7 protein-coding genes are annotated in these 8,241 nt (G+C 68.2%); 1 reads left to right on the top strand and 6 read right to left on the bottom strand.

What is annotated here, in order from left to right; translation table 11 throughout:
* The 6 genes from A9O63_RS16495 to A9O63_RS16470 form a co-directional block, all read right to left on the bottom strand.
* Positions 1-2,141, bottom strand: a 2,141-nt coding sequence (locus A9O63_RS16495; RefSeq protein WP_069332912.1) for an Rne/Rng family ribonuclease, incomplete at its 3' end; no start/stop codon positions are given.
* A 505-nt stretch (positions 2,142-2,646) separates the two neighbouring features.
* A complete protein-coding gene (locus tag A9O63_RS16490) occupies positions 2,647-3,975 on the bottom strand; it encodes a sigma-54-dependent transcriptional regulator (protein WP_069332911.1) in 1,329 nt (442 codons plus the stop codon).
* A gap of 9 nt (positions 3,976-3,984) precedes the next feature.
* On the bottom strand, positions 3,985-5,748 hold the full coding sequence (locus A9O63_RS16485; RefSeq protein WP_069332910.1) for a sensor histidine kinase: 1,764 nt from the start codon (positions 5,746-5,748) through the stop codon (positions 3,985-3,987).
* A 47-nt stretch (positions 5,749-5,795) separates the two neighbouring features.
* The gene (gene purQ / locus A9O63_RS16480) at positions 5,796-6,464 is read right to left on the bottom strand and encodes a phosphoribosylformylglycinamidine synthase subunit PurQ (protein WP_069332909.1); all 669 of its coding nucleotides are present in this window, start codon (positions 6,462-6,464) and stop codon (positions 5,796-5,798) included.
* Positions 6,465-6,695: 231 nt separating this feature from the next.
* Complete coding sequence (gene purS, locus A9O63_RS16475; RefSeq protein ID WP_069332908.1) at positions 6,696-6,935, bottom strand: phosphoribosylformylglycinamidine synthase subunit PurS; 240 nt, start codon at positions 6,933-6,935, stop codon at positions 6,696-6,698.
* A gap of 14 nt (positions 6,936-6,949) precedes the next feature.
* On the bottom strand, positions 6,950-7,702 hold the full coding sequence (locus A9O63_RS16470; RefSeq protein WP_002719281.1) for a phosphoribosylaminoimidazolesuccinocarboxamide synthase: 753 nt from the start codon (positions 7,700-7,702) through the stop codon (positions 6,950-6,952).
* A gap of 182 nt (positions 7,703-7,884) precedes the next feature.
* Here A9O63_RS16470 and A9O63_RS16465 point away from each other — a divergent pair, with 182 nt between their 5' ends.
* The gene (locus tag A9O63_RS16465) at positions 7,885-8,205 is read left to right on the top strand and encodes a DUF1476 domain-containing protein (RefSeq protein WP_069332907.1); all 321 of its coding nucleotides are present in this window, start codon (positions 7,885-7,887) and stop codon (positions 8,203-8,205) included.
* Positions 8,206-8,241 lie beyond the last annotated feature (36 nt).

Raw genomic sequence — 8,241 nt, 5'->3', positions numbered from 1 at the left:
ACGGCCTCCGGCTCGTCGGCGGCGTCGCCCTCATCCTCGTCCGACTCGTCGCCCTCGTCGCCGTTCTCCTGCGCGTCCGAGCCGTTGGCGCCATTCACACCGTTCCGACGCCGCCGCCGACGCCGGCGCTTCTTCTTCGGCTGACCCTCCGACGGCGCCGCCTCGGCCGCTTCCGCGATCTCCTCGGCCTCCTCGACGACCTCGGGCTCTTCCTCGACCCAGTCGTCCTCGGGCTCGTCCACCGGCGCGCCCATCAGATCGGCGCTGCCCGAGATCACCTTCACGGCTTCCGGCACCACGCGGGTCGCGGTCTTGAACTTCTCGATCACATAATCGGGGCTCGAGAGCGAGGGATCGGCCTCGACACGCACGGCCATGCCGTAGCGGGCCTCGATCATGGCGATATGCTCGCGCTTGCTGTTCATCAGGAAGTTGACAACCGCAATCGGTGCGCGAAGAAGCACTTCCTTCGACCGCTTGCGGGTGCCCTCTTCCTCGAGCTGGCGCAGGACCTGCAGCGCGAGGCTATCGTCCGACCGGATGAGACCCGTGCCGTGGCAGTGGGCGCAGGGCTGGGTGGTCGATTCGAGCATCCCCGGACGGAGGCGCTGGCGGCTCATCTCCATCAGGCCGAAGCCCGAGATGCGGCCGACCTGGATCCGGGCCCGGTCGGTCTTCAGCTTGTCCTTCAGGCGCTTCTCGACGGCGGCGTTGTTCTTGCGCTCTTCCATGTCGATGAAGTCGATGACGATGAGCCCCGCGAGGTCGCGCAGCCGCAGCTGGCGCGCCACCTCTTCGGCGGCCTCGAGGTTCGTCTTGAGCGCGGTCTCCTCGATCGAGCCTTCCTTGGTGGCCCGACCGGAGTTCACGTCGATGGCGACCAGCGCCTCGGTCACGCCGATGACGATGTAGCCGCCGGATTTCAGCTGCACCACCGGGTTGAACATGCCCGAGAGGTAGCTTTCCACCTGATAGCGCGCAAACAGCGGCATCGGCTCATCGTAGCGGATCACCTGCCGGGCGTGGGCCGGCATGATCATCCGCATGAAGTCCTTGGCGGTGCGGTAGCCCGTCTCGCCCTCGACCAGCACTTCCTCGATCTCGCGGTTGAAGAGATCGCGGATCGTGCGCTTGATGAGGTCGCCCTCCTCGTAGATCGGGGCGGGCGCGACCGACTTCAGCGTGAGGTCGCGGATCTGCTCCCAGAGGCGGAGGAGATATTCGTAGTCGCGCCGGATCTCCTGCTTGGTGCGCTTGGCGCCGGCGGTGCGGATTATGAGGCCCGCGCCTTCCGGCACCTCGAGCTCGGAGGCGATCTCCTTGAGCTTCTTGCGGTCGGCCGCCTGGGTGATCTTGCGCGAGATCCCGCCGCCGCGCGCGGTGTTGGGCATCAGCACGCAGTAGCGGCCGGCGAGGCTGAGGTAGGTGGTCAGCGCCGCCCCCTTGTTGCCGCGCTCTTCCTTGACGACCTGCACCAGCATGATCTGGCGCACCTTGATGACTTCCTGGATCTTGTAGCGGCGCGAGCGGGGCTTGCGCGGCGCGGGGATCTCCTCGGCCACATCCTCGTCGGCCACGGATTCGATCTCGTCGTCGCCATCCGAGGCATGGTCCATCGCCCGGTAGGGCTTCTCGTCCGCGTCGGGGGCCTCGGGCTGCCCGCTGTCGGAGGAGCCTGCATCGGAGCCTTCGGTCTCGTAGAGCGCGTCGGCGCCCGTCTCCTCGCCCAGATCGACGACATCCATGCCGGCCACGTCGCCGGACTGGACCGCATCGCCCGAGGCCGCGGCGGCCGGAGCGGGGCGCGACCGGCGGCGCGAGCGGCCGTGGTCCTCGTCCTCCTCGGCCCGCGCATAGGCCCGCTCTTCCTCGAGCAGCGCCTTACGGTCGGCGACCGGGATCTGGTAATAGTCGGGGTGGATCTCGGCGAAGGCGAGGAAGCCGTGCCGGTTGCCGCCGTAATCGACGAAGGCCGCCTGCAGCGACGGCTCGACGCGCGTTACCTTGGCGAGATAGATGTTGCCGGCGAGCTGCCGCTTGTTGACGGTCTCGAAGTCGAACTCCTCGACCTTGTTTCCGTCCACCACCACGACCCGGGTCTCCTCCGGGTGGGTGGCATCGATAAGCATTTTCTTGGCCATTTGATTCCATGGCACCCGGACAACGGGCTTTGGCCGGAGCAAGCTCCGGCCGGTATCCGCTGTGCGTGGTGGCTTGTTCGGGCGAAGCTGCGCCGGGGGCCAGAGCGCGCGGAGCCCCATGGGCCCCTCGCGCAATCTGGCAGTCGGTCGGCGCGGCTCATCGCGGTTCTATATCCCGGGACGCCGGGGCGTCCATTGTGCTGGCCCGTTCCGTCAGGGACTTGGCGGGCGATCGTGGGGACCTTTCGGTCCGACTGTCTGCTGAGGCCGCGCTTCGGACGCCTCGTCCGAATGGCGCGCACGGCAGAGAAACTGGTGCGCAAACTCCTGCCGATAGCCGGGGGCTTGCGTAGGTGCGACATTAGCGGCAGCGACGGGCAAAAGACAATGGCCTATTTTTGCCCGACCGCCTGCAACCGCAGGTCGAGCGCGCCCTGCGGCCCGCCGATCAGGGTCGGTCGGCCCGACCCCGAACCGAAGGAACGGGTTTCGGAAGAGCTTCGGATCAGACGTAGTCGGCGCGGCTGAGGCCGTATTTCGCCATCTTCTCGTTCAGCGTCCGGCGCGGCAGGCACAGCTCTTCCATCACGGCGACGATGGAGCCCTTGTGGCGGCGCATCGTGTTGTCGATCAGCATCCGCTCGAAAGCCTCCACATAGTCCTTCAGCGGCTTGCCCTCGGTGGTGAGCGCGGGCCCCGAGGCCTCGTTGTCCGCCATCAGGAGCGAGGCGATGGAGCCCGAGCCGCGCCGGTTCTGCAGCACCGCCCGTTCGGCGATGTTGACGAGCTGGCGGACATTTCCGGGCCAGGGCGCCTGAAGCAGCTGGGCCGCCTCCTGCGCCGTCACCTGCGGCGCCTCGCAGCCATATTCCTCGGCGAACTGCTCGGACATGCGGGTGAAGAGCGTGAGGATATCCTCGCCGCGGGTCCGGAGCGGCGGCAGCACGATGGTCATGGCGCCGAGCCGGTAATAGAGATCCGAGCGCAGCACGTTCTCCAGCGTGGTGTCGGGCGCGTGCTCGTTGCAGATCGCGATGATCCGCGTCTCGGGCGGCGTGCCCTGCTCGTTGATGACGGTCAGAAGCCGCGACTGGAGCGGATGAGACAGCGACTCGATGTCCTCGAGGCAGAGCGTGCCGCCGCGGGCCTCCTCGACGAGGGGCAGCGAGCCGTCCTCGGCCGGGCCGAACAGCTTCGACGACAGCTGGTCCTCGGACCAGGCCGCGCAGGAGATGGTGACGAACTTGCGCCCGGCCCGCGCGCCCACCGCATGGAGCGCATGGGCGACGAGGGTCTTGCCGGTGCCGGTCTCGCCGTCGATCAGCACATGGCTGTCGGCCTGCCCCAGATCGAGGATGTCCTCGCGCAGACGCTCCATCACCGGCGACGAGCCGATCAGCTTCTTCATCAGCACCGTGCCGTCGCTGAGCTCGCGCCGCAGCGCCCGGTTGTCGAGCGTGAGCCGGCGCAGCTGGGTCGCGCGCTTGGCAAGCTCGGTCATCCGGTCGGGGTTGAAGGGTTTCTCGAGGAAATCGAAGGCCCCCACCCGCATCGCCTCGACCGCCATCGGCACGTCGCCGTGGCCGGTGATGAGGATCACGGGCAGGCCCGAATCCATGCTCATCAGCTTCTTGAGAAACGTCATCCCGTCCATGCCGGGCATCTTGATGTCGCTGACGACAACGCCCGGAAAGTCCGCGTTGAGGCCCTTCAGCGCCTCCTCGGCGCTCGCATAGGTTTCGGTGTCAAACCCCGAGAGCGCAAGCCACTGGCTGATCGACTGCCGCATATCGGCCTCGTCGTCGACGATCGCCACCTTCATTGCACGCGCCATGCCTCTTCCTCACTCGGCTGCTTTTATGTCTGCGCCCAATATGGGGAGCTGGACCTCGAATACAGCCCCGCCGCCGTCGGCGTTCCGTGCCGTCAGTCGTCCGCCGAGGTCCGTCACGATGCCGGAGGAGATCGCGAGCCCGAGGCCCACGCCCTCTCCGGGCTTCTTGGTGGTGTAGAAAGGCTCGAACAGGTTGTCGAGATCCTCGATCCCGTGGCCGTTGTCGCGCACGGTGAGCGTCGCGGTCTCGCCCGCGGCCAGCACGAGGTCGATCTGCGGCGAGGGAACGGCCTTCGTCGCGTCCAGCGCATTGCGCAGGAGGTTGATGATGACCTGCTCGAGCCGGAGCCTGTCGGCCATCACCATCACCGGCTGACGCGGCAGGGTTCGGGTGATCCGCACCACGCGGATCTTCAGCTGCGGCTCCATCATCGTGAGCGCCGAGGAGACGCAGAAGCGCATGTCCACCGGCTCGAAGGCCTCGCCGCCCTTGCGGGCATAGGACTTGAGCTGGCGCGTGATGGCGCCCATCCGCTCGATCAGGTCGTCGATGCGCTGGAAGGAGGCCAGCGCCTCCTCGGTCCGCCGCCGCTGGAGAAGCAGCTTCGCCCCCGCCAGATAGGTCTTCATGGCGGCGAGCGGCTGGTTCAGCTCGTGGCTGACCGCGGCCGACATCTCGCCCAGGGCCGCGAGCTTCGAGGACTGCGCAAGGGTCAGTTCCGCCACGGCGAGGTCCTTCTGCACCTTTTCGCGCTCGGCGATTTCGCGCTGCAAACGCGCGTTGAGCAGGCGCAGTTCCGCCGACTCGCGCTGGAAGGACATGCTCTGCGACCAGGCGCGGCGCGACAGGAAATAGAAGGTCAGGGCGAGCAGGATCGCAAAGCCCATGATCTCGAGCGCGAGGATGCCGTTCACCCGCTCGCGCACGGAATCGTAGGCGGTGAAGGTCACGATGCGCCAGCCGCGGAAGGGCACCCGGGCATCGGTCTTCATGACCGCCTCGCCCTTGAGATAGGCATCGGGCGGCTGCTGCGCCCAGTCGGCCGTGGCCTGCAGGGCGCGCCGGATCGCCGAGGGCGCGTCGCGGGCGGCGAGCGCCTCCTTGATCGTGAGGCCGCGCCAGCGCGGCTCGGTGGCGAGGATCACGGTGCCGGTGCTGTCTGTCACCATCACCGCGTCCTGCAGCCCGGCCCAGGCGCGCTCGTATTTCATCAGATCGACCGCCACCACGATCACGCCCACCAGCCGGTTGTCCGAGAGGATCGCCTTGGAATAGGTGAAGTCGAAGATGCCCGCATCGCGCTGCGCCGCGGTGAAGACCGTGTCGCGGGCGCGCTGCGCGTCGATGAAGAAGGGCTGGGTGCGGTGGCTCGTGCCGATCAGGTTGCGGTTGGTGGCGCCCACCGTGCGGCCGTCGCGGTCGAGCAGCATGATCGAGGCGGCGCCGATCTCGGTCTGGAACGAGATCAGCCGCTGCGACGTGGTCGAGAAATCGCCCGAGCCGAGCGCCCCGATCAGCGCGGGATCGCGCGCGAGAAGGAGCGGCACGACCGAGGTCCGCTGCAGCTCGGTCAGCAGGTTGCCCGAATAGAGCGCGAGCCGCAGCTCGGCGCGCGAGCGCGTGCTTTCGGTGAAGCGTTCGCTCATCCAGCGGTTGGTGACGAGGACCACCGCCACGGCCACCACGATGATGGCCACGACGGCGACCTTCACCCGCCGGCCGTGACCCGGCGGCGGCACCGGCGCGTCATTCTGAAAGCCCGTGTCCTGCATGGGCGCGACGTTACTGAAGGGCGCTTGTCGCAACAAGCGCGGCCCGATCAAACCAGCGCCATCCCGCCCAGCAGAGCGCGGAAGAGGCCCATCCCGTCGGCCCCGCCCTGCGCCTCCTCGACCGCCCGCTCGGGGTGCGGCATCAGGCCGAGAACGCGGCGGTTCGCGGAAAGGATCCCGGCGATGTCCTCCATCGAGCCGTTGGGATTGTCGAGATAGGTGAAGGCGACCCGGTCCTCGCCGCGCAGACGCGCCAGCGTCTCGGGATCGGCGGTATAGTTGCCGTCATGATGCGCGATGGGGAAGCGGACCACATCGCCTGCGGCCCAGTCCGAGGTGAAGGCGCTGTCGGCCGTGGCCACGCGCAGATCGACCCCGCGGCAGATGAACTTCAGCCCCGCGTTGCGCATCAGCGCGCCCGGCAGGAGGCCGGTCTCGGTCAGCACCTGAAAGCCGTTGCAGATGCCGAGCACATAGCCGCCGCGCTCGGCGTGGCGGATCATGGCGGCGGCGATGGGCGAGCGGGCGGCGATGGCCCCGCAACGCAGGTAGTCGCCGAAGGAGAAGCCCCCGGGCACGCCCACCACATCGACGCCCTCGGGCAGCGCGGTGTCCTTGTGCCAGACGCGGGTGACATCGGCGCCGGCCTTCTCGAAGGCGGTGGCGAGGTCACGGTCGCAGTTGGACCCGGGGAAGGTGATGACGGCGGCTTTCATCGGCGGCGCTCCGGCTGGCAGAACTGGGGGCGATGGCCACGAGCCAGCGCTCGCGGTCAGGAAGAGGCGGAGGATCCCGGAGGGATCCGGCAGGCACCCGCGCCGGCGACAGCGCGGATCGGCCCGCCGGAACAGCCCCGGGAGGGGCCTCCGATGCCGGGCCGGACCCGGAAGGCCCCGGAGGGCCTTGCGGCGTGGCAGGGCGGAGCAGAGGACGCTCCGCCGGGGCGGTCAGGCGATCTCGACCGTGTATTTCTCGATCACCGTGTTGGCGAGCAGCTTCTCGCACATCTGGCGCACTTCGGCCTCGGCCGCGGCGCGGTCGGTGGCGGCCAGATCGAGCTCGATCACCTTGCCCTGACGCACGCCCTCGACACCCGAGAAGCCGAGCGTGCCGAGCGCATGTTTCACCGCCTCGCCCTGCGGATCGAGGACGCCATCCTTCAGCATGACATGGACGCGGGCTTTCATCGCAGCGAGGCCTTTCAGTTGATCAGCGTGGGCTTGGGAGAATGGGTGACGTTCGAGGGCAGCACCCCCAGACGCCGGGCGAGTTCGGTATAGACGTCCTGCAGCGGGCCGGGCTCGCGCGGGGCCCCGCCCTCGCCTTCGGCGCGCACGTCCCAGAGGCGGCAGCTGTCGGGGCTGATCTCGTCGGCCACGATCAGGCGCATGTAATCGCCTTCCCAGATCCGGCCGACCTCGATGCGGAAGTCCGCGAGCCGGATGCCCACGCCCATCATCACGCCCGACAGGAAGTCGTTCACGCGGAGCGCCAGCGCCACCACATCGTCGAGATCCTGCTGGCTGGCCCAGCCGAAGGCGATGATATGCTCTTCGGACACCAGCGGGCAGCCGAGCTTGTCGTCCTTGAAGTAATATTCCACGATCGGCCGCGGCAAGGGCGTGCCCTCGGGGATGCCCAGCCGCTTCGAGATCCCGCCCGCGGCGAAATTGCGGACCACCACCTCGAGCGGGATGATCTCGGCCATCCGCACCAGCTGCTCGCGCATGTTCAGGCGGCGGATGAAGTGGGTCGGGACGCCGATGGCGTTGAGACCGTTCATGAAGAACTCGGACAGCCGGTTGTTGAGGACGCCCTTGCCCTCCAGCGCCGTCTGCGGCGGGGTCGAGGCGGCGCTTCCGTCGTCCTTGAAGTACTGGATCAGCGTCCCGGGTTCGGGCCCCTCGTAGAGGATCTTGGCCTTGCCCTCGTAGACCTTCTTGCGACGTGCCATGCACACTCCGATCGAACGACGAAGAGGGCGCGCAGGGCGCGCCCCGTTCAGGTTGATCTGGCCTATAAGCCAAGCGGCCCCCGCTCGCAAGGCAATCGCGGATCCGCGGCCCTCGACGCACTTGCCCGGCCCTGCGGGCGAGGGCATATCAGGGGCAGAGCCATGCCACGGGAGGAGCCATCATGACCACCTTCGAAGACCGGGAACGCGCGTTCGAAAGCAAGTTCGCGCATGACGCGGAAATGCAGTTCCGGGCCGAGGTGCGCCGCAACAAGCTGGTGGGCCTCTGGGCGGCCGAGCTTCTGGGCAAGACCGGCGAAGAGGCGCAGGTCTATGCCCGCGAGGTGATCCAGGCCGACCTGCACGAGCCCGGCTTCGAGGATGTGGTGCGCAAGGTCTCGGCCGACCTCGGCGACCGGGCCTCGGCCGACATGGTGCGCGGCAAGATGCTCGAGCTTCTGCCGGTCGCCAAGGCGCAGCTCATGACCGAGACGCAGGCCTGAGCGCCGCCCGCGCCGCAGGGCGCGGCTCCGCGGCCG

This window comes from Cereibacter johrii, from assembly GCF_001720585.1.
Classification (GTDB): Bacteria; Pseudomonadota; Alphaproteobacteria; order Rhodobacterales; family Rhodobacteraceae; genus Cereibacter_A; species Cereibacter_A johrii.
Note: the sequence above shows the minus strand (reverse complement) of the source record. Positions and strands in the feature narration are given on the sequence as shown.